General features: G+C 70.7%; 19 protein-coding genes. 6 read left to right on the top strand and 13 right to left on the bottom strand.

Translation table 11 applies throughout. From position 1 onward, the window contains the following. Nucleotides 1-3 precede the first annotated feature (3 nt). From ACIBG8_RS49860 to ACIBG8_RS49885, 6 genes are read right to left on the bottom strand one after another with little or no spacing between them, the layout of a single operon-like run. Complete coding sequence (locus tag ACIBG8_RS49860) at nucleotides 4-684, bottom strand: response regulator transcription factor (RefSeq protein ID WP_397350381.1); 681 nt, start codon at nucleotides 682-684, stop codon at nucleotides 4-6. 41 nt (nucleotides 685-725) lie between these two features. Next, nucleotides 726-2,135 (bottom strand): ATP-binding protein, encoded by a 1,410-nt coding sequence (locus ACIBG8_RS49865; RefSeq protein ID WP_397350382.1) that lies wholly within the window; start codon nucleotides 2,133-2,135, stop codon nucleotides 726-728. Next, complete coding sequence (locus tag ACIBG8_RS49870; protein WP_397350474.1) at nucleotides 2,135-2,836, bottom strand: response regulator transcription factor; 702 nt, start codon at nucleotides 2,834-2,836, stop codon at nucleotides 2,135-2,137. The genes ACIBG8_RS49865 and ACIBG8_RS49870 overlap by 1 nt, the downstream gene beginning before the upstream one ends. A gap of 26 nt (nucleotides 2,837-2,862) precedes the next feature. Next, nucleotides 2,863-4,053, bottom strand: coding sequence for an L-2-hydroxyglutarate oxidase (gene lhgO, locus ACIBG8_RS49875; RefSeq protein WP_397350383.1), 1,191 nt, complete (start codon nucleotides 4,051-4,053; stop codon nucleotides 2,863-2,865). Further along, the gene (locus ACIBG8_RS49880; protein ID WP_397350384.1) at nucleotides 4,050-5,033 is read right to left on the bottom strand and encodes an NAD-dependent epimerase/dehydratase family protein; all 984 of its coding nucleotides are present in this window, start codon (nucleotides 5,031-5,033) and stop codon (nucleotides 4,050-4,052) included. The genes lhgO and ACIBG8_RS49880 overlap by 4 nt, the downstream gene beginning before the upstream one ends. 17 nt (nucleotides 5,034-5,050) lie before the next feature. Continuing rightward, on the bottom strand, nucleotides 5,051-5,671 hold the full coding sequence (locus ACIBG8_RS49885) for a class I SAM-dependent DNA methyltransferase (RefSeq protein ID WP_397350385.1): 621 nt from the start codon (nucleotides 5,669-5,671) through the stop codon (nucleotides 5,051-5,053). A 41-nt stretch (nucleotides 5,672-5,712) separates the two neighbouring features. On the opposite strand from ACIBG8_RS49885, the gene ACIBG8_RS49890 reads away from it, so the two are divergent. Continuing rightward, on the top strand, nucleotides 5,713-6,090 hold the full coding sequence (locus ACIBG8_RS49890; protein WP_397350386.1) for a hypothetical protein: 378 nt from the start codon (nucleotides 5,713-5,715) through the stop codon (nucleotides 6,088-6,090). A gap of 76 nt (nucleotides 6,091-6,166) precedes the next feature. On the opposite strand, the gene ACIBG8_RS49895 is transcribed toward ACIBG8_RS49890, so the two are convergent. The 4 genes from ACIBG8_RS49895 to ACIBG8_RS49910 form a co-directional block, all read right to left on the bottom strand. Further along, nucleotides 6,167-8,983 (bottom strand): SCO7613 C-terminal domain-containing membrane protein, encoded by a 2,817-nt coding sequence (locus ACIBG8_RS49895; RefSeq protein ID WP_397350387.1) that lies wholly within the window; start codon nucleotides 8,981-8,983, stop codon nucleotides 6,167-6,169. A 68-nt stretch (nucleotides 8,984-9,051) separates the two neighbouring features. Beyond that, nucleotides 9,052-10,002, bottom strand: a complete 951-nt coding sequence (locus ACIBG8_RS49900; RefSeq protein ID WP_397350388.1) for a hypothetical protein — start codon at nucleotides 10,000-10,002, stop codon at nucleotides 9,052-9,054. Nucleotides 10,003-10,729: 727 nt separating this feature from the next. Further along, the gene (locus tag ACIBG8_RS49905; protein ID WP_397350389.1) at nucleotides 10,730-11,698 is read right to left on the bottom strand and encodes an aldo/keto reductase; all 969 of its coding nucleotides are present in this window, start codon (nucleotides 11,696-11,698) and stop codon (nucleotides 10,730-10,732) included. A 10-nt stretch (nucleotides 11,699-11,708) separates the two neighbouring features. After that, nucleotides 11,709-12,392 (bottom strand): FadR/GntR family transcriptional regulator, encoded by a 684-nt coding sequence (locus ACIBG8_RS49910; protein ID WP_397350390.1) that lies wholly within the window; start codon nucleotides 12,390-12,392, stop codon nucleotides 11,709-11,711. Nucleotides 12,393-12,458: 66 nt separating this feature from the next. Between ACIBG8_RS49910 and ACIBG8_RS49915 the strand changes: the two genes are divergently transcribed. From ACIBG8_RS49915 to ACIBG8_RS49925, 3 genes are read left to right on the top strand one after another with little or no spacing between them, the layout of a single operon-like run. Then, nucleotides 12,459-13,871: an FAD-dependent monooxygenase gene (locus ACIBG8_RS49915; protein WP_397350391.1), complete on the top strand. Its 1,413-nt coding sequence runs from the start codon at nucleotides 12,459-12,461 to the stop codon at nucleotides 13,869-13,871. Beyond that, complete coding sequence (locus ACIBG8_RS49920; protein ID WP_397350392.1) at nucleotides 13,868-14,710, top strand: fumarylacetoacetate hydrolase family protein; 843 nt, start codon at nucleotides 13,868-13,870, stop codon at nucleotides 14,708-14,710. The genes ACIBG8_RS49915 and ACIBG8_RS49920 overlap by 4 nt, the downstream gene beginning before the upstream one ends. Beyond that, complete coding sequence (locus ACIBG8_RS49925) at nucleotides 14,710-15,612, top strand: VOC family protein (RefSeq protein WP_397350393.1); 903 nt, start codon at nucleotides 14,710-14,712, stop codon at nucleotides 15,610-15,612. Before ACIBG8_RS49920 ends, ACIBG8_RS49925 begins: the two co-directional genes overlap by 1 nt. Here the strand turns inward: ACIBG8_RS49925 and ACIBG8_RS49930 are convergent. After that, complete coding sequence (locus ACIBG8_RS49930; RefSeq protein ID WP_397350394.1) at nucleotides 15,533-16,495, bottom strand: RNA polymerase subunit sigma-70; 963 nt, start codon at nucleotides 16,493-16,495, stop codon at nucleotides 15,533-15,535. The two genes, ACIBG8_RS49925 and ACIBG8_RS49930, sit on opposite strands and share 80 nt — an antisense overlap. A gap of 79 nt (nucleotides 16,496-16,574) precedes the next feature. Between ACIBG8_RS49930 and ACIBG8_RS49935 the strand changes: the two genes are divergently transcribed. Further along, the gene (locus ACIBG8_RS49935; protein WP_397350395.1) at nucleotides 16,575-17,279 is read left to right on the top strand and encodes an SDR family NAD(P)-dependent oxidoreductase; all 705 of its coding nucleotides are present in this window, start codon (nucleotides 16,575-16,577) and stop codon (nucleotides 17,277-17,279) included. After that, nucleotides 17,276-17,935 carry an SDR family NAD(P)-dependent oxidoreductase gene (locus ACIBG8_RS49940; protein WP_397350396.1) on the top strand — a complete coding sequence of 220 codons (660 nt, stop codon included), beginning with the start codon at nucleotides 17,276-17,278 and terminating at the stop codon, nucleotides 17,933-17,935. Before ACIBG8_RS49935 ends, ACIBG8_RS49940 begins: the two co-directional genes overlap by 4 nt. A 90-nt stretch (nucleotides 17,936-18,025) precedes the next feature. On the opposite strand, the gene thpR is transcribed toward ACIBG8_RS49940, so the two are convergent. Further along, complete coding sequence (gene thpR, locus ACIBG8_RS49945; protein WP_397350397.1) at nucleotides 18,026-18,574, bottom strand: RNA 2',3'-cyclic phosphodiesterase; 549 nt, start codon at nucleotides 18,572-18,574, stop codon at nucleotides 18,026-18,028. Next, entirely contained in the window at nucleotides 18,543-18,923 is a 381-nt protein-coding gene (locus ACIBG8_RS49950; protein ID WP_397350398.1) for a hypothetical protein, read from the bottom strand. Before ACIBG8_RS49950 ends, thpR begins: the two co-directional genes overlap by 32 nt. Between the last annotated feature and the right edge of the window lie 11 nt (nucleotides 18,924-18,934).

Genomic DNA, 18,934 nt, shown 5'->3' on the forward strand with positions numbered 1-18,934 from the left:
ACGCTAGCCCGGCGGAGGCTCCCTGAGCACGTAGCCGACGCTTCGCAGCGTGTGAATGAGTCGCGGTTCCACGTCGTCGACCTTGCGCCGCAGGTAGGAGACGTACGACTCGACCACGCCCGCGTCGCCGCCGAAGTCGTAGTTCCACACGTGGTCGAGGATCTGCGCCTTCGACAGCACGCGGCCCGCGTTGGTCATGAAGTAGTGCAGCAGCTTGAACTCCGTCGGCGACAGGTGCACCTGCCGGCCGGCCCGCCGTACCTCGCGCAGGTCCTCGTCGAGGATCAGGTCCGCGACCTGCAGCTTGGCCGCCTGGGCCGTCTCTCCCCTGGTACGGCGGAGCACGGCCCGGATCCTGGCCTGCACCTCCTCCAGGCTGAACGGCTTGGTGACGTAGTCGTCGCCGATGCCCAGCCCGGTGAGCTTGTCGTCCGTGCCGTCGCGCGCGGTGAGGAACAGCACGGGCGCCGACAGCTGCTTGGCCACCTCGAACCCGTCCACGTCCGGCAGCATGACGTCGAGCAGCACGAGGTCGGGCGTCACCCGCTCGGCGATCTGCAGCGCCTCGCCGCCGTCGGCCGCCGTCACCACTTCGAACCCGGAGAAGCGCAGGCTGGCCGAGAGCAGGTCCCTGATGCTGGGCTCGTCGTCCACCACCAGGATCAGTGCCTCAGGAGAAGTCACAAGGCCACGATCCCTCAGTCACCTGAGGAATAGCTGAAGGCTCACTCCAAGGCGAGTGGGAGTTCCACCCGGAACGTCGTGCCCGCGCCCGGCGCGCTGTTCACGGTCACCGTCCCGTTGTGCGCGTGCACGAGCGCCTGCACGATGGCCAGCCCGAGGCCGCTACCGCCTGACCCCGAGCGGCGCGAGCGCGCGGAGTCCGCGCGGTAGAACCGCTCGAAGATGCGCTCCACCTGCTCGGCGGTCAGCCCTGGCCCCTTGTCGGCCACTTCCAGGTAGATCCGGTCGCCCTGCGAACCGACCCGGACGGTGACCGAGGTGCCCTCGGGCGTGTGGGTGAGCGCGTTGGTCATGAGGTTGCCGATGACCTGGCGCAGCCGTACCTCGTCGCCGGACACGATCATCGCGGCGCCGCCCGCCACGTCGAGGCCGATCTCGCGGTCGGGCGCCAGGATCCTGGCATCCTGTACGGCTTCCGCCGCCAGGGCGAGCATGTCGACCGGCCACATCTGCAGCGGCCGCTGCTGGTCGACGCGGGCCAGCAACAGCAGGTCGTCGACGAGCAGGCTCATGCGCCCGGCCGACTGGTGGATGCGCTGCATGAGCTCGGCCGCGTCGGCGTCCGGGTTCTGCCCGGCGTACTCGGCGAAGCCGCGGATCGCGGTCAGCGGGGTGCGCAGCTCGTGCGAGGCGTCGGCGACGAAGCGCCGCATGCGCTCCTCCGACCTGCGCGCTGCCGCCTCCGATGCGGAGCGGGCGGCGAGCGCGCCCTCGATCTGGGCGAGCATGCCGTTCAGCGCTCCCGCCAGGCGGCCGACCTCGGTGCGCGGGTCGCCGTCCGGCACGCGGCGGCCCAGCTCGCCGGCGGCGATCGCCTCAGCGGTGTGCTCGATCTCGGCGAGGGGGCGCATGCTCCGCCGTACGGTCGTGATGCCGACGACGGCGAGCAGCAGCAGGACCCCGCCGCCGCCCAGGAGCTCGATGAAGACGAGCTGCTTGGTGATGTCGTCGACCTCCTGCAGGTCGACGGCGATGACGAAGGTGGCCGCCGGGATGGCGCTCACCCGCACCCGCCAGTGGCCGTCGCCCCTGACCGCGCCCACGGTGACCGTCTCGCCGCGCGCGTCGGGGATGCGCGGCCACGGCATCGTGTCGACGTCGCGGCCGTCGAGCAGCGCGACGAAGCCCTTGGGCGTCCTGCGCAGGACGATCGCGTCGGTCTCGATGATGGGCTGCTTGTCGACGGCCGGCTTGCCCTGGGACAGCCGCTCCTGCTCGCGCTCGATCATGTTCTTGATCCGGGCGGAGAGCACCTCGATCTGCCGGTCCACCCGCTGGATCAGGTAGCCGTGCAGCACCGAGACGCTGACGACGCCGATGACGCCCATGCCCAGCGCCAGGAGCACGAGCATCAGGGCGATCAGCTTGATCCGGAGCGGGAGCCTGACCATCAGTGGCCAGGCGGATTTCTCAGCACATATCCGACGCCGCGCAGGGTGTGGATGAGCCGGGGATTGCGGTTGTCGATCTTGCGGCGGAGCACCGAGACGTAGGACTCGACGATGCCGACCTCGCCCCTGAAGTCGTAGTCCCAGACGTGGTCCAGTATCTGCGGCTTCGACAGCACGCGGCCCGCGTTCGTCATGAAGTAACGCAGCAGCTTGAACTCCGTCGGCGACAGCGAGACAGGGCGGCCGCCGCGCCACACCTCGTGGCTCTCCTCGTCGAGCTCGATGTCGGCGAAGACGAGCCTGGGCGGCGGGGTCTGCGGGTCTCCAGCGGTACGGCGGAGCACCGCCCTGATGCGGGCGACCACCTCCTCCAGGCTGAACGGCTTGGTGACGTAGTCGTCGCCGCCGATCGTCAGGCCGCGGATCTTGTCTTCCGTGCCGTCACGGGCGGTGAGGAAGACGACAGGCGTGACGGATCCGCCGCCGCGCAGTCTGCGTACCACCTCGAAACCATCCATGTCGGGCAGCATGACGTCGAGCACGACGAGGTCGGGCCTGTGCCGCTGCACAGCCCCTACCGCGTCGACCCCGCTCTTGGCGGTGGTGACGTCGAATCCCGCGAATTTCAGGCTCGCGGAGAGCAGGTCGAGGATGTTGGGATCGTCCTCGACTATCAACAGGCGCGCTTCCACGCCTTCCATGGTGGCCATCGCATCTAAGAATGCCCTTAACGGGTCAGTGCTGGAACAATCCCGGCGATGTGCCGGGCAATTGCCAGACTTGACGTGGCGGCGGGTGAGGGGGCGTTGCGGACGAGCGCGATGGGTCCGTGCACGTCAACCACGAAGTCGTCGACCAGCGAGCCGTCCCGGCCCACCGCCTGCGCGCGAACCCCGCCCTCGGTGCGGACGAGGTCGGCCGCGGTCAGTTCTGGCACGTACCGGCGAGCGGCGCGCAGGAAGGCGCCTTTGGCCAGCGAGCCGTAGACCTCCTTGATCCCGGTGCGCCAGTGGTTCCTCGCCATGCGGTAGGTGCCCTGCCAGGAAAGAATCTTGGGTAGATCTTTGACGTCGCGCCAGCGGTAGCCCTCGTAGGCGAGCGCGAGCACCGCGTTGGGGCCGACGACCACCTCGCCGTCGATCTTCCTGGTGAGGTGGACGCCGAGGAAGGGGTAGCGCGGGTCGGGCACCGGGTAGATCAGGCCGTTCACCAGGTCCCTCGATCGGCCGGCCAGCGCGTAGTACTCGCCGCGGAACGGGACGATGCGCACCTCGCCCCGGTGTCCCGCCATCCGCGCGACGGCGTCGGTGCCGAGTCCCGCGCAGACCACGAGGCGGTCGAAGGTGAACCTGCGCTTGGCGGCCAGCACCTCCACCTTCCCGGAAATTTCGCGAATCGCGCGGACGGGGTGCGCGAGCCGTACGGAACCGCCCAGATCTGCCACATCCTGGGCGAGCCTGCGGGCGACGGCAGGGAAGTCGCAGATCGCCGTGTGCGGCGAGTGCACGGCGGCGACGCCGACGGCGTGCGGCTCGATCTCGCGCAGCGCGAGCGCGTCGAGCTCGGCGATGCCCGGCACGCCGTTGGCCCTGGCCCGCTCGGCGAGCGCCTTCAGCCTCGGCTTCTCCGCCCCTGTCGAGGCGATGACCAGCTTGCCGACCTCGTCGTACGGCAGGCCGTGCTCGGCGCAGTATTCACGCATGAGCGCCATGCCCTCGCGGCACAGCCTGGCCTTGAGCGAGCCGGGCTGGTAGTAGATGCCGGCGTGCACGACGCCGCTGTTGTGGCCGGTCTGGTGCGCGCCGACGCGGTTCTCCTTGTCGAGCACGGTCACTTCGGCACCTCTGGTGCGCGCGAGCTCGCGGGCGACCGCCAGGCCGACGATGCCGGCCCCCACGACTCCGATCCTCTCCGTCACGAGCTCAGTCTGCCGATTCTGGCGGCGTCGAGGTGACCTTCGGCAGCAAGCCAGCGCAATGTGTCCGAAACGGTGTCTTTGACCGGTCGGAGAGTGATGCCGAGGTCGTCCTTCGTGACCGTGTCGTCGGTGGGGACCATGGTGAGCATGAAGTCGGCGGCGTCGCGGGTGAGGGGATACTCGACCCTGACGACCTTCTTGAGCGCGTCGAGGGTGGCCCCGAAGCCGCGAAGAAGGCCCGCCGGCAGGGGAAACGTCCGGACCTTTCGCCTGGTGACCTCCTCGCAGAGGGCCGCCACCTGCGCCCAGGTCAGGAAATTTCCTCCTAAGAGGTAGCGGCGGGCGCCCCTTCCGGGCTCGAAACACCTGGCCAGCGCTTCTGCCAGATCCCGTACGTCGAGGACGCACACCCCGCCGGGCACGAGCGGCCAGCCCTGCTTGAGCCCGGAGCGGAACCCCTCGTTGAGCGCGTCCAGCGTCGGCTGGCCAGGCCCGACCACCCCGCCCGGATAGACGATGGTGACGCCGCCGAGCCCTCTGGCATAGCGCTCGCCGGTGACCTTGGACCGGCCGTAACCGTTCTTCGGGCTGGCCAGCGGGCTCTCCGTGGTGATCGTCGGCTCGCTGGGCGGCACGAACACGGCCACCGTCGAAACGTGCACGACGGGGTCGCAGCCCAGCTCGACGGCCTGGCCCAGCACGTTCTCCAGGCCGATGACGTTGGCTCCGTCGAGGTCGGCCGCGTGCCCGGTCACCCCGAGGTCCGCCGCCGCGTGCAGGACCGCGTCACACCCGTCCAGAGCCTTCCGTACGGCTCGCGCGTCACGGATGTCGCCCCGCGCCACTGGAAGATCACCCAGGACCCGCCGCGCCTTCTCGGGGTTGCGCACGAAAGGCACCGGTTCGTGGCCCGCCTCGCGCAGCGCCGTCACCGCATGGGAGCCGACGAAGCCCGAGGCGCCGGTCACGAGTACACGCATGGCGCAAAAGCTAGCGCTTACTTGGCCTTCGCGGCTAGCAGGTGGGCCTGCGGGAAACCGCGCTTCGGATCCTGGTCGGCGGCGATGACGAGCCTGGCCACCTCGGCCAGCCCGACCTCGCGCAGCAACGCCGCCACCCGATCCGGCGACCAGCGGTAGGCGAGCGTCACCGTGTGGTCGAACGCCTCCACGTCCCCGTCGTCGTGCGCCTGGAAGGAGATCAGCAGGTGTCCGCCGGGCGCCAGCACGCGGGCGAACTCGGCGAACGCGGCAGGCACCTCCTCCGGCGGGGTGTGGATGATCGAGTAGCGGGCCAGCACCCCGGCGAGCGCGCCGTCCTCGACGTCCACCGCCTCCATCGACCCCGGCTCGAACCTGAGGTCCGGATAGGCCGCACGGGCCAGCTCCACCATGCCGGGCGACAGGTCCATGCCGAACGCGTCCACGCCCAGGTCGCGCAGGAAAGCGGTCGCGTATCCGGGTCCGCACCCCACGTCGGCGACCGGTCCCTCACCCCGCACGAGCTCGGCGAACACGACGAGCATCGCCCGCTCCAGCGGCGACTTCTCCAGCACTCCCTCGACGAACTCCGCGTACTCGACGGCGAAGGAGTCATAGGCATCACGGACACGAGTCATGGGCGGGTAGCGTAGCAATCGAACATGAGTACGATGGGCTCATGTACCTTCCGCCTGAGTGGCCGCCGGAGGTCAGGCCACCCAGCGTGCCCGACTGGGAGAACTCGGCCGTCACCTGGCTGCTGGACGCGGTGCCGCCCGACTACCGCGCCTACGAGGTGCTGCGGCGGCACCCGATCGCGCTCGTGGCGATGGCGGGTCACCACGTCAACGCCGCCATCGAGGCGGCGCGGGCGGGATACAGGAACGCGGCCGTGGACCTGAAGCCGCACCTGCCGCCGCACACCATCGAGGCGGTGCTGGACGTCTACCGCGAGGAGGGGCCACGGCTGGTACGGCTGGCCCGCTCCATCGACGTCGTCGGGCAGGCGTTGCGCGGCATGGGCTTCACCGCCACCCTCCGCAACCGCTCCACCTGAGCTCGCTCCTGTTTCCTCAAGAAGACCAGCCCTCCCAGAAGGTCAGCCTTTAGGGAGGTCCGCCTTCTTGAGGAGGTCAGCGCAGTCGGGTGACGGCGTTCTTGAGGCGGATCACGTCCCTCTTGCGCGCCTCATACGTGGCACCGACCACCAGCAGCAGCAACCCGCCCACCGCGATCGGAACCCACCGGGGCAGCGCCGTCACCCACTCCGCGATCCACGGCGCGAGCTCACGCACCGCCACCGCGGTCAGCGCGAGAGCCCCGAGCACCGCCGGAGCCTGCAACCGCCCCCGCGCCCCGGCCACCGTGACGACCAGCGCAGCCGTACCCAGAAGCAGCGACCTCACCGGCGTCGGCTCGGCCAGCAGGCTCGGAAGGAACGAGAACAGCAGCCCCGTCCCGTAGGCGCGCCACGAGGAGACGTGGTTGCCACGAGCGTTCCACCACCCGATCCCCAGCAGGACCAGCGAGAACGGCACCGTGTAAGCCTCGATCACCTCAACGCCCTCGGCCCAGAGCCGCAACCAGGAGGCGCCGAGCAGGAAGGCAGTGCCCAGATAGCCGAGCTCCTTCCTCCCACGCAGGACCCCGGCCCCGACCGCGACCACTCCAGCGGCGGCACTGACCAGGCTCGCCGTACGCACATCGACCCCGACCCCGACCGCCAGCACCTCACCGGCCGCCAGCGAAGCGGCCAGCACGGTAGCCACCCACCGCGCCCCGTAGAGCGCCGCCAGCAGCGCGACGACCGCGAGCACGGGAAGCACGGTGAACGTGGCCGCCTTGACCGCCAGCGCCGCGACCACCGCATAGACGCCCAGCCATACCCCCACCCCAGCCGCCACCCACGCATCCCCCACCCGCAACATCGCGATCCCCGTCGCGGCTATTGCGCCCGCGACCAGCAGCCCGACCATCACGGGGTACAGCAGGGCCACCGTCACGGTGATCGCCGTCACCACGACCGCCCCGGCCACCAGCCCGGCGGCCCACCGCCGGGTGGCCACCGTGACGACCGTCCCGGCGACCGCCAGCGCCACCACGACCAGCGGCCTGCCTGCCGTAACCGCCACCGCCCCCTCCCAGGGCGCGACCGCAGGCACCCAGGCCAGCACCACGTCCACCAGCACGTCCACCACCGGCAGGACAGCCATCCCCGCCAGCGCCACCGCCACCCACCGCAGGAAGGCACTGCTCTCCACCATGCCGGTGCGGTGAGAAGAGGCGCCCGTGCGGCGGGAGCCGTACCAGCCGATCAACGTCAGCACGGCAGCCGCAGCAACCCCGCAAGCGCACGAGTCCAGCACCGGCCACCCAGCGCCCCCGAGCCCCGCCCACACCAGCCCGCCCCCAGCCAGCGCCGCCCCCACCAGGAACCCCCCAGCCAGCCCCGGAGCAGAAGCACGCCGCGAGAGCACGACCCACGCCACGAACAACACCCCCAACACCGCATAGGTGGTCCACTCAGCCGTCAGCCCCCACGCCACGGCAACCACCGCAGCGCCCCCAGCCGCCCAGGCCGCCTCCCGATACCGCAGCCCCACCACGGAAAGCCCCACCGCGACCGCCAGCGACACCCCAGCCACACCCACGACCGGGGCCCCGAACGCCACCGGCGCCACCAGCGCGGCGACCGTGCAGCAAACCACCGTCCCCACCCGCAGCCCAGCCACCCGGAACCCGGCCGCCAGCAGCAGGAACACCACGACCGCTGCCCGCATCCCCGGCGAGACCTGCGGCGAGATCCCCGCCCACACCCGGTACAGCGCCGCGAACGGCTGCCCGAGCGCCTCCAGCGCCCAGGGCCAGTACGCGATCGACGCGAGCAGCGCCAGCGTCCCGCCGGTCACCGCCCCCGCCGTACGCATCCGTACGGGAAGCAGGTAGGCCAGCCCGGCCACCACCAGCGCCGAGCACACGAACGGCAGGTACTCCCACCCGTCGGGCAGCCGCACCCGCAGCGGCGCCCCCAGCGCCAGCGTCGCGGCCACCACCCCGGCGAACAGCGGCGGCACGTAAAGGTCGCCCTTCGCCCGGACCGCCACGACCCCCCACACCACCGCGAACCCCAGCAGGGCGAGCGCCGTCAGCCAGGTAGCTGATCCCAGCGCGAACGCGATGCCCGCGACGGTGCCGATGACCCCGGTGATCCCCAGGAAGATCCCGCCGATGAGCCCCTCGCGCCGCCAGATGACCACGTCCAGGACCGTCGTGGCGAGGAAGGCCCCCACCAGCACCTCTGGCCGCGCGTCGAGCGCGAACAGCGGCAGCGGGATCTGCGCCAGCCCGATCGCGAGCGGCAGCGGCAGCTTGAGCGGCAGTACCCGTGAGTACCCGGCGGCGACGAGCGCCACGACCGCGATGAGCAGGGCCGCGTAGTCGTCGCCGTTGAGCTGGTCGAGCAGCCCGACGCGGCGCGCGGCGTAGCCGTCCAGCAGGATCAGCCCGAGCCCCAGCGCGCCCACCGTCTCGGCGGTGGCCGTGAGGCCACGCTTGACCAGCAGTTTCGGTACGGCAAGCGCCACCCCGGTCACCGCGAGCAGGATCGCGGCTCGGCCGCCGATGCCGATGTGTCCCCAGCTGACCACGGTGAACACGATCGCGGCCACGGTGAGCAGCAGCCCGCCGAGGATGAGCAACATGTTCTGCGCCGCCCGCTTGGACACCTCGGGCGACCTTTGAACCACAGGCGGAGGCGGCACGAACGGCCGCGCCACGCGAGCCGCCCTCAGCTGGAACATCAGCTGATCACGCCTGACCCGCAGCCGTCCGAGCTGGAGGTCCACCTCCCACAGCTCCGCGGCCAGCGGCCCGACCAGCGGCAACGCGCAGCGCGGGCAGGCGGGGACGGGCGCGGCGAGTACGGCGCCGCAGTCGGGACACACGTTCATGGGAGCACCCTCCCGCCTGGCGGGCGCCGCGCGCCAACGCTCTCGTACTCAGTCTTGCCTGAGTACCCTCATCGAGTTCGCCGAGCGATGAAAGTGATCGCCCCGATCGCGGCGACCGCGGCCGCCAGCCACACCAGGATGTCCGTACCGGACAGCCCGCCCCTGGGCTCTTCGACCGAAGCCTTGGTTGGCGAAGGAGGCGAAGGAGTGGCCGCCACCGGCTGTGCCCGCTCGGGCAACGGCACCCGATAGACCGGACTGTGCGCCCCTTCGCTCCCGGTGAGGAGCGCCTTCCCGTCCCGCGTGTAGGTGATCGACTCCGCCTGGTCCAGCTGCGGCATGGAAACGCGGGCCAGTTGCTTGCCGACCCCGCTGTAGAGCGTGGCGGAGAAGTAGGTACGGATAACGAAGCTGGACCCGTCCGGCGCGAAGGCGGCGTCCGTCGCCATGATCGGCGCCGGCCCGACCTTGCGCAGGATGTTCGTCTTCCCGGCCCTCAACCGCTTGGGCGCCTCGTAGACCCCGCCGGAGAACTCCTTGCTGACCACGTAGAGCCGCCCATCGGGGTTGACCATGATCCCCTCGGCGTTGCGCCCGCCGTCCTCGTACCGGAACCGGTACCGGGTGGCCCGGACAGTCCCCCCACGGAGATCGGTGGGCTCCATCACCCGATAGACCGACACGTCCGGCCAGGCCCCATCGAAGTTGTCCCCGATGTCGGCGAACCACAGCACCCCCTTGCCCGTCTCGGGATCCTTGGAGGCCGCCATGGCCTCCCAGTCCCGCGCCTCGGCCCCGGCGACGGTGTAGGTGGCCTTGGTCTTCCCCTCCCCGTCGACGGCGAAGAAGACCGGCCCAGCGGCGCTGTCGTTGTGCGTGTAGTACACGTCGTCAAGGGTCGGCGACACCGCCAGCCCGCTGGACTCGGTGATCCGGGGATCCTTGAAGACGAAGAGCCGCTCCTCGGAATCGTCGGCGAACGCCGGCCCCACGGGCACGGCACAGCCCAAGACGACCACGACAAGCACTCTTTTCAGGACATCCCCCATCCCGCCATCATGCCCTGACCAGCGCCATACCGCGGGCGCGGCGCTCAGGCGGGAGGGCCGGGCTGCAGCCCGGCCGAGGTGAGCACCCCATACAGGACCGCCGCTTCCAGAATCCACGTGGACCGCTTCAGCACGGCCATCCTCGCCGACATCGCGACCGGGTGTCCGAGCAGGGCCGCACCGACCCATGGGCAAGATCCCGAGGTCGTCTACGTCCCGGAATACACCAGTAGTTGTCAGCGATATCGCGATCATCGCCGTCGACCCCGCTTACACCAGCAAGTGGGGAGCCCACCCACCAGAAAGACCAGCCGACACGATGCCGCCAGCATCGCCGTCGGCAGACGCGCCCAAGGGCACCGGATCCGGCGACGGACGGCACCGCCCCGCGACGACCAGAGTGATCGTCGCGGGCATCGGACCATCCAGGCCGGGCTGGACGTTCAAGGTCGTGAGGAAACCCGCCACCCCGTCACGGACCCGTCCGGACAGGGACAACACAACGAACGCGGGCGACCAGCGCGTCCAAAACCGTTCGGAACGCGCGTAGCGAACAGGAACGGGCCCTATACCCGTTCCTACTCACTGAGGAGGAACGGTTAGGCTCCAGGCGTGGATCGTCCTCGCTTCTGGCTGCTGCCCCTCGTGCTCGGCCTTCTCCTCGTCATCGTCGTCGTCGGCGCCCTGCTGAAGTGACCTACCAGGCGTAGTCTTCCGGGGCGGTCTTGTGGCCCGGGAAGATCTCGTCCAGGCGAGCCAGGGCGGCCTCGTCCAGGTCGATCTCCAGGGTCCGCATCGTGCCTTCGAGCTGCCCGATCGTGCGGGGCCCGATGATCGGCGCCGTGACCGCGCGCTGCTTGAGAAGCCACGCCAGCGCCACGAACGCCGGGTCCTCACCCAGCTCGTCGCAGAACTTCTCGTACGCCTCGATCTTGTCCCGGTGCTTCTCCAGCTGCTTGACCATGTGGTCAGCCGCCGAGCGCCCCTTGTCGATCTTACGGAGCACGCCGCCCAGCAACCCACCGGCCAGCGGGCTCCACGGGATCACGCCGATCCCGAGGTCCTCCGCGGCGGGCAGCACCTCCAGCTCGACCGCCCTGGTCAGCAGGTTGTAGTGGCTCTGCTCCGACACGATCCCGAACAGCCCCCGCTGCGCCGCGACCGCCTGCGACTTGGCCAGGTGCCAGCCCGCGTAGTTGGAGGTGCCGACGTAGAGGATCTTGCCCTGCTGCCGCAGGATGTCCATCGCCTCCCACCACTCCTCCATCGGAGTGGACCGGTCGATGTGGTGCGCCTGGTAGATGTCGATGTAGTCCGTCTGCAGCCGCTTGAGCGAGGCGTCCGCTGCCCGGCGGATGTGCAGCGCCGACTGCAGGCCCTCGTTGGGCCATTCGCCCATCCGGCCGTTGAACTTGGTGGCGATCACGGTCTTCTCCCGGCGCCCGCCGCCCTGGGCGAACCAGCGCCCGACGATGTTCTCGGTGATCCCCTCGCCCATCTTCCAGCCGTAGACGTCTGCGCTGTCGAAGAAGTTGATCCCCAGCTCATGGGCCCTGTCCATGATCGCGAAGGAGTCTTCCTCCGTGGTCTCCGGGCCGAAGTTCATGGTGCCGAGGCAGAGCGGGCTGACCTTGAGCCCACTGCGTCCAAGGTTCACATAGTCCATGACTTCCACCCTATGTACCTGGAGTGCACTCCAGGCCAGGCCCAACGCTGTGCGCGTGCACCAGCTTCATGGCCGCCTCGCGGTCGCGCCGGTCGAGGGCGTCGATGAGGTCGGCGTGCAGCTGCTGGCGCTGCCTGATGTAGCCGGGCAGCGGCTCGGGGCCGGGCCGTACGGACAGCGTGTGGGACTCGATGAGGTCGAGCAGGTTCGTGTAGAGCGAGCGCAGCAGCGTGTTCGGGCTGATCGCGGCGATGCGGGCGTGCAGCCGCCAGTTGGCGTGCACGAACGCCTCGGGATCGCCCACCGCCGAGTCCATCACGTCGAGGAGCTTGCGCAGGTCGGCGATGTCGGCGGGGGAACCGTGCCAGAGCGCGTCGTCGATGAGCAGCGGTTCGAGGGCGTCGCGGATCCTGATCGCGTCGGCGACGTCGGTCTGCTGCGCGTCGAGGGCCAGCACGGAGTTGCCCAGCCGTACCATCGGCGACTGCTCGGCCGCGAACAGCCCTCCGCCAGGGCCTGGCCGTACGGTGACCAGACCGCGCGCCTGCAGCAGCCGCAATGTCTCGTTGAACGTGCCCACCGAGACCCCGCAGGAGGAGCGCAGCTCCTCCTTGGTGCCCAGCCTGGCGCCCGGATCGGCCGCGGCGACCAGGACGGCGATCTGTTCTGCTGCCCGCTCGGCACGGCTGTCCACAGGCTTGACGATACCCGTCGCGCGACGGCAATATGCCCATAATCATCATAATGAATTGGAGCGGGCATGAGGCAGGTTCCCGTCCTGATCGTCGGAGGCGGCCCCGTCGGGCTGGCCACGGCGGTGGAGCTCGCTCATCACGGCGTCGAGTGCCTCGTCGTCGAGCCGCGCGCCGAGGTCTCGTGGCTGCGCCCGCGCGCCAAGACCACCTCGGCGCGGTCGATGGAGCTGCTGCGGAGATGGGGCCTGGCCGAGACGGTCCGCGACCGGGCGCCGCTGCCGGTCTCGTGGTCGGACGAGGCGGTGTTCGCGACCAGCCTGCTCGGTACGGAGATCACCAGGATCGGCGGCTGCTTCGGCCTCGACCTGACCGGCTCCGACCTGGCCGCCGAGCCAGGACAGCAGGTGGCGCAGCCGCTCGTGGAGGAGGTCCTGCGCGAGGCGGTCGGCGGCGCGCTGCGGACAGGCGCGCGGGTCGAGGCGCTGGAGGAGGACCCCGACGGCGTGACGGCGACGCTCTCCTCCGGCGAGCGGATCCGCGCGCGGTACGTGGTGGGCTGCGACGGCGCGCGCGGCGTGGCCAGGGACGCGATCGGCGCCCGCTACGAGGGCAACCAGGGCGGCAGGCCCAACCTCAACGTCGTCTTCCGCGCCCCCGGGCTGGCCGAACGGGTGCCACACGGGCCGGCCGTCCACTACTGGGTGCTGAACCCGGACCAGCCCGGCCTGCTCGGGCGGCTCGACCTGAAGGAGACGTGGTGGTGCATCGCCCAGGGCGTCGGCCACAGCGACGACCCGGCCGGGCTGGTGCGCAACCTGGTCGGCGCGGACGTCGAGGTGGAGATCCTGGCCACCGACCCGTGGACGGCGCGGATGTTGCTGGTCGACCGCTACGCCAGCGAGCGGATCTTCCTCGCCGGTGACGCCGCGCACCAGAACCCGCCGTGGGGCGGGCACGGCTTCAACACCGGCATCGGTGACGCGGTGAACCTCGGCTGGAAGCTCGCCGCCGTCGTCCAGGGCTGGGCGCCGCCGCGGCTGCTCACCACCTACGAGACGGAACGCCGACCGATCGCCGCCGACACCATCAGGACGGCGGCCACCAACATGGCCACCCTCGCGCCCGAACTGTCCAGCGCGTCGGCCGAGTTCGTGCACCGGACGAAGACCAGCGAGTTCCACAGCCTCGACCTGGTGCTCGGCTACACCTACGCGGGCTCGCCGATCGTGGCGGGCGAGGGCGAACGGCTGCCGCACCGCTGGCTGGCTCCCGGCCGGTCGCTGTACGACGTGCTCGGCCGCGGGTTCACCCTGCTCGGGCCGCGCGACGAAGCGCTGGAGAACGAGGCGAGAAGGCTCGGCGTCCCCCTGGAGACGGTCGAGATGCCGTGCGAGAGGACGCTCGTCCGGCCCGACCAGCACGTCGCCTGGCGCGGCGAGAACAACACCATCCAGCAAGCCATCGGAGGATCCCTGTGAAGATCGCCAACCTTTCCGGCCGTCTCGTGCTGATCAAGGACGGCAAGGCGGTGGACGTCGCCCGGGCGAGCGACGGCGTGTTCCCCGCCGATCCGCAGGCGGTGTACGAGCGCTGGGCCGAGTTCCGTGCCTGGGCGTCGGCCGTTGAGGACGAGGGCGTGCCCTTCGACCCGGCCGACCTGGGATCGCCCGCCCCCGCGCCCCGCCAGGTGCTGGCCATCGGGCTCAACTACAGCGAGCACGCCGCCGAGTCCGGCTTCCAGGTGCCCGACGACCTGCCGCCGGTCTTCACCAAGTACGCGTCGGCCATCACCGGGCCGGTCACCACCGTGGAGCTGCCCGAGGGCGGGCACACCGACTGGGAGGTGGAGCTCGTCGTCGTGATCGGCAGCCGTGCCCACCGGGCCGAGGCGTCATGGGAGCACGTCGCCGGGCTCGCCGTCGGGCAGGACCTCTCCGAGCGCATCACCCAGATGGTCGGCCCGGCGCCGCAGTTCAGCCTGGGCAAGTCGTTCCCCGGCTTCGCCCCGATCGGGCCCTGGCTGGTCACCCCGGACGAGCTGGACAACCCGGACGACCTGGAGCTGGGCTCGTCCATCAACGGCGAGGAGATGCAGAAGGGGCGCACCAGCGACCTCATCTTCTCGGTGCCCGCGCTGATCGCCAGGCTCTCCGCCGTCCTGCCGCTGCTGCCCGGCGACGTCATCTTCACCGGCACGCCGGCGGGCGTGGGGCTGGGCCGTACGCCCCAGCGGTGGCTCGCGCCGGGCGACGAGCTCGTCTCCTACGTTGAGGGCATCGGCGAGCTGCGCCAGACCTTCGTCCAAGGAGGGCAGTGATGGCTCTGCACCGGCTCAGCTCCCTGGTCGTCGGCGTCCCCAACGTCGAGGCGACCCGCGCCTACTACGCCGAGTTCGGGCTGACGCCCGAGCAGGACGGGTGGTTCTCGACCAGGGACGGCGGGCGTCAGCTGCGGATCGTCGACGCGCCCACCCGCCGGCTGATCGAGATGCGGGTGGGCGTGGACAGTCCTGACGACCTGGCGGCGGTCGCCTCGCGGCTGGGCGTGGCGTTCACGGGCGGCAGCCTGACGGTGCACGAGCCGGTGACGGGGGTGCGGGCGATCCTCCAGGTCGAGCCGCGGCGCGACCAGCCTGCCGTACCGGCCACGCCGTACAACGGGCCTGGACGGTTCGACCGGGTGGGCACGCGCGCGCCGGGGATCCTGCGCGAGGAGCCCGTACGGCCGCGCAAGCTCGGACACGTCGTGCTCGGGACCACCGACCTCGCCGTCACCCAGGGGTTCTTCCGCGACGGGCTCGGCTTCAAGGCCAGCGACTACATCAAGGGCGCGGGCGCGTTCCTGCGTTGCTCGGTCGACCACCACAACCTGCTGGTCTTACAGGCGCCCGTGTCGTTCCTGCACCACACGTCGTGGCAGGTGGACGACATCGACGACGTGGGGCGCGGGGCGACGGCGATGCTGGAGGACCACCCCGAGCGGCACGTCTGGGGTCTCGGGCGGCACCACGCCGGGTCCAACTTCTTCTGGTATCTGAAGGACCCCGCCGGCAACTTCAGCGAGTACTACTCCGACCTCGACTGCATCCCGGAGGACCAGCTGTGGACGCCGGAGACGCTCGAAGGCGCGCGCGGCCTGTTCAACTGGGGTCCGCCGCCACCGCCCTCGTTCCTGCGCCCGGACGACCTGGCCGGGCTGATGACGGGGTCGCACAGCTGAGCGGCAGCCCGAACGAGGCCAGCACGCTGTTGTCGAAGCGGGTGACGGCGCTGATCCGCTCGCCGTCCGCGGAGAGGGTGAGGACGAGCAGGCCGGTCGCGTGGCCGCGCAGGTAGGTGGCGAACGCGGGCTGGCCGTTCGCCCGCGTCGGCACGAGGTCGTAGAGCCGGTCGGGACGGATGACGCTGGCGTAGAAGCGGGCCGCGTCGGCGACGCCGTGGTACTCCAGGGGAACCGGCGGCATCGAGACGGTCACGTCGTCGGTGAGCAGGGCGACCAGCGCCTCGACGTCGCCGGACGAGTACGCGTGGACGAACTTCGCCACGACCGTTTCCGCGACGGGCGCCGGGTCCTGGGGAAGGCGGCGGCGCAGGTTCGCGCGGGCCCGCTTGAGCGCGCTGTTGACCGACTCGACCGTCGTGTCCAGGGTCTCGGCCACCTCGTTCGCCGAGAACCCGAGCACGTCGCGCAGCACGAGGACGGCGACCTGGCGCGGCGGCAACAACTGCAGCGCGGTCACGAAGGCCAGCGAGATGGACTCCTTGCGCTCGTACTCGAGAAGGACGTCCGGGTACGGCTCCAGCCACACGATCTCGCCGAGCCTGGTCGGGTCGGGCGGATGGAGCCCCGGGGCGTCCCACTCCAGAGCCGGGCGCCTGCTGGCGGCGCGGAGCGTGTTGAGGCACCGGTTCGTGGCGATCCGGTAGAGCCAGGTGCGGATCGAGGAGCGGCCCTCGAAGTCGTCGAGACCCTGCCAGGCGTGCAGCAGCGTGTCCTGCATGGCGTCCTCGGCGTCGTGGAAGGAGCCGAGCATCCGGTAGCAGTGGAGCTGCAGCTCCTGGCGGTACGGCTCGACCAGCTCGCGGAAAGCCTCGGCGTTCACAGTAGGTAGACACCTTCCGAAGGCGAAACTGGGCGGTCGGCGAGCGCCCAGTTTTCCGGTCTCGCGGTGTCTACCTACTATGACAACAGTTCTGGTGACCGGGGCCAACCGCGGCATAGGGCAGGCCCTGGTGGAAGAGGCATTGAACCGCGGCGCGAGCCGCGTCTACGCGGGCACCCGCCGCCCCTTGGCCCACCCCGACGAGCGGGTGACGCCGCTGATCCTCGACGTGACCGACGCGGGGCAGATCCGCGCGGCCGTCGAGCGTGTGGACTCCCTCGACATCCTCATCAACAACGCGGGCGTGGGGGGTTACGACGACCTCAGCGACCGGACCGCGCTCGACGAGCACCTCGCCGTCAACCTCTTCGGCACGTACGGCGTGACCCAGGCGTTCCTTCCGGCGCTGACCCGTTCCCAGGGGGCCATCGTCAACGTCCTGTCGGTGACGGCGTGGGCCGCCCTTCCCCTCATGTCGGCCTACTCGGTCTCGAAGGCGGCGGCGTTCTCGCTGTCGCAGGTGTTCCGCGCCCACCTGGCCGGACAGGGCGTGCGGGTGCACGCCGTCATGACCGGGCCCGTGGACACCGACATGACGCGCGGCGTCGACATCCCGAAGGCCTCGCCGGAGTCCGTGGCGCGGGCCATCTTCGACGGGGTGGAGAAGGGCGAGGAGGACATCTTCCCCGATCCGCTGTCGGAGTCGATGGCCGAGAACTGGCGCAACGGCGCCGCCAAGGCGCTCGAACGGGAGAACGCGGCGCTCGTGGGGATGCGGCCATGACCACCCTCGTGGTCGGGGCCAGCCGGGGGCTGGGAAGGGGGATCGCGGGCGCGTTCGCGGCGGCCGGTGACTCCGTGGTCGCTCTGGCGCGCAGTGTCAGCCCAGGCGTCGCCGAGGTGGCGGACGCGACCGACCCGTCCGTCGCGAGCGACATGCTGGACAAGTACGAGCCCGAGGTGCTCATCCTGGTCGCGGGGGCCGTTCCCGAGATGCGGCCGCTGCAGGAGCAGACGTGGGAGTCGTTCTCCGTCAACTGGCACGCCGACGTCAAGATCGCGTTCGTCTGGTTGGGCGCGGCGCTGCGTAAGCCGCTGGCACCGGGAAGCAGGGTGGTCGTGGTGAGCAGCGGAGCCGCGCTCAACGGCTCCCCGGCCAGCGGCGGGTACGCCGGAGCCAAGGCCACCCAGCGGTTCGTCGCCGGGTACGCGCAGGGAGAGTCCGACCGCCTGGGGCTTGGCCTCCACATCACCACCGTGATGCCCAGGATGACCCCGCACGGCGCCGTGGGCAGAGCGGGCATCAGCGCGTACGGCTCCGCCGGGGTGGGCGAGCCCCTCACCCCCGAGTTCGCCGGGACCGCCCTGGTGGACCTGGTGCGCTCGCCTCCGTCGGCGCCCGGATACGTGCTCACCTCGGCCGGGCTGCAGCCCGTGTGATCGTGAGTGCCAGGGCTCTCCTCGCCGCCTCGCGCTCACCACAGCGGTACTCGCCCCGGCCACGACGGCCGTCGCCGGGGCTGGTACCGTTCATCCCCATTTCGCGGACCCATCGGCGAACGCCCACTCGGCCAGTGACTCGTACCTCACCGGCGGCCCCAGATGGCTGCGCATGAGGTGCACGGTCGACGCCCCCCAGGCCGAGCCGCTGAACTCGCCCAGCGACTCGGCCAGGCCCTTCATGTCCACCTTCGTGCGCGCCCGAGCGAGGGTGAGGTGCGGGTGGAACCGTTTGGAGTCGGTCTCCCCCGCACCCGCCCGCCGCGCCCCGGCCCGCACCGAGTCGGCCAGCCGTACCAGCGAGTCCCCGGTCACGCCCGCCCACAACACCCGCGGAAACGCCCCGAACCCAGCGAAAGCCAGCTCGAAGGGCCCATAGCGGTGTACGGCCCGCGCCAGCCGTACCTCCAGCTCCGGCAGCGCCCGCTCGGGCACCTCACCGAAGAACCCCAGCGTGACGTGCCAGGTCTCGCGCGACGGCCACCGCACCCCGTCGACCCGCCCGACGTGCGCCGCGATGGCCCGCTCGACCTCGTCGAGCACCTCCTCAGGCGGCAGCAGCGCCGCGAACAGCCTCACCCCTCGATTGTGCGGCAGCGGCCAGGAACAGCAGCACCGCGAACACGAGCGGCCCCACCGTCTGCGCCACCTCCCCGCGAACCGCCCCGAGCACGGCGTCGAGCACCTGGACGGCCCCGTTCAGCACGAGCACGACGACGAGCCCGCGGTTCATGAAAGCGCAGACGACCAGCGCGCCGAGGAGCACGATGCTGCGCGCCGACATGTAGGCGGCGTAGACACGGGTCGCATCGCCAGGAACCAGCCCGGAGGGGTCGAACAACCCCATCACCGTGAAGTAGCCCGAGGCGACCACGGTGAGCGCGGCGACAATTAGTACGTAGGCCCTATAGTTCGGTAACCGAATCATATGGGCAAGCT

Source organism: Nonomuraea sp. NPDC050556, from assembly GCF_044457355.1.
Taxonomy (GTDB): Bacteria; Actinomycetota; Actinomycetes; order Streptosporangiales; family Streptosporangiaceae; genus Nonomuraea.

Bases quoted from the DNA above. Each gene is read 5' to 3' on its own strand.
- ACIBG8_RS49915 (WP_397350391.1), top strand. From the start codon at position 12,459: ATGAGGCAGGTTCCCGTCCTGATCGTCGGAGGCGGCCCCGTCGGGCTG.
- ACIBG8_RS49880 (WP_397350384.1), bottom strand. From the start codon at position 5,033: ATGCGTGTACTCGTGACCGGCGCCTCGGGCTTCGTCGGCTCCCATGCG.
- ACIBG8_RS49890 (WP_397350386.1), top strand. From the start codon at position 5,713: ATGTACCTTCCGCCTGAGTGGCCGCCGGAGGTCAGGCCACCCAGCGTG.
- ACIBG8_RS49925 (WP_397350393.1), top strand. From the start codon at position 14,710: ATGGCTCTGCACCGGCTCAGCTCCCTGGTCGTCGGCGTCCCCAACGTC.
- ACIBG8_RS49865 (WP_397350382.1), bottom strand. From the start codon at position 2,135: ATGGTCAGGCTCCCGCTCCGGATCAAGCTGATCGCCCTGATGCTCGTG.
- ACIBG8_RS49870 (WP_397350474.1), bottom strand. From the start codon at position 2,836: ATGGAAGGCGTGGAAGCGCGCCTGTTGATAGTCGAGGACGATCCCAAC.
- ACIBG8_RS49905 (WP_397350389.1), bottom strand. From the start codon at position 11,698: ATGGACTATGTGAACCTTGGACGCAGTGGGCTCAAGGTCAGCCCGCTC.
- ACIBG8_RS49885 (WP_397350385.1), bottom strand. From the start codon at position 5,671: ATGACTCGTGTCCGTGATGCCTATGACTCCTTCGCCGTCGAGTACGCG.
- ACIBG8_RS49940 (WP_397350396.1), top strand. From the start codon at position 17,276: ATGACCACCCTCGTGGTCGGGGCCAGCCGGGGGCTGGGAAGGGGGATC.
- ACIBG8_RS49950 (WP_397350398.1), bottom strand. From the start codon at position 18,923: ATGATTCGGTTACCGAACTATAGGGCCTACGTACTAATTGTCGCCGCG.
- ACIBG8_RS49935 (WP_397350395.1), top strand. From the start codon at position 16,575: ATGACAACAGTTCTGGTGACCGGGGCCAACCGCGGCATAGGGCAGGCC.
- ACIBG8_RS49895 (WP_397350387.1), bottom strand. From the start codon at position 8,983: ATGAACGTGTGTCCCGACTGCGGCGCCGTACTCGCCGCGCCCGTCCCC.